The organism is Bartonella sp. AA86SXKL (assembly GCF_042196885.1).
Window position 1 is genome coordinate 1 of the sequence record NZ_JBHIRE010000261.1, and the last position, 786, is coordinate 786.

General features: G+C 42.2%; 1 pseudogene. It reads right to left on the reverse strand.

Going from position 1 to position 786, the window contains the following annotated elements:
• Window positions 1-786, reverse strand: a pseudogene (locus tag ACFIO5_RS11410) (filamentous hemagglutinin); the annotation flags it as partial.

Below are 786 nucleotides of genomic sequence, written 5' to 3' on the forward strand. Positions count from 1 at the left end.
TTTGAAAGAATTCAGCATATTCCCCAATGTCATTGTCCCGCGACTATGTCCATAAAGTTCTAATCCTGTAAGACCATGGCTATACACCAAATCTTTTGCTTCTTGTGTTGAATTGGTCAAACCCCAAAAGTTATTTTCCATAAACTTCTGATAGCCTGCAACCAGAAGCTCTGAGATAGCAGAATCGGCTTGGGGGAACACAACAAAATAAAGCGGATTATTTTTATCCTTCGCATGTTGCTCTGCATAAACAGCAGCTTCATAGGGTGGCGTAAAGATGCCATTAAAGGACACATGCACTTTGCCATCAGCACCCTCTTGTAAATGCTGCTTTTCTTCATCCGTTAAATAATGAAACTTAGGTATTTTTTGTCCACGAGCGTCTTCTATAGGCTCCCCATTTTCATCTGTTTTATAGAGTATATTTCCGTCTTTATCACGGTCGACCACGGCGATGGGGTGCTCTTTGATAAACATGGTTTTATAGGAGTCATCACTGTATTTAAATCCTTCTTCCAACAATTGCGTTGCCATTTCGCGGTTTTCATGGACGATTTGTTCCAGCTTGCCTGCATCGAGCTGTTGTACACCTTTATGGGCGGTGGCAGTATCCCGATTAAGGGAGGCTATGGCTTGCTCAACATCTTGCCCTGTCAATGCCTTCTGCCCTGCTTCATCAGTAATGACGATAGTGCCATTGCTGATAGCAGATTTGGTATATCCTTCCTCTGAATCTTTAGCTTTTGAATGATCTAAGACATTTTTGGCAATGTTTTTCCCGACACC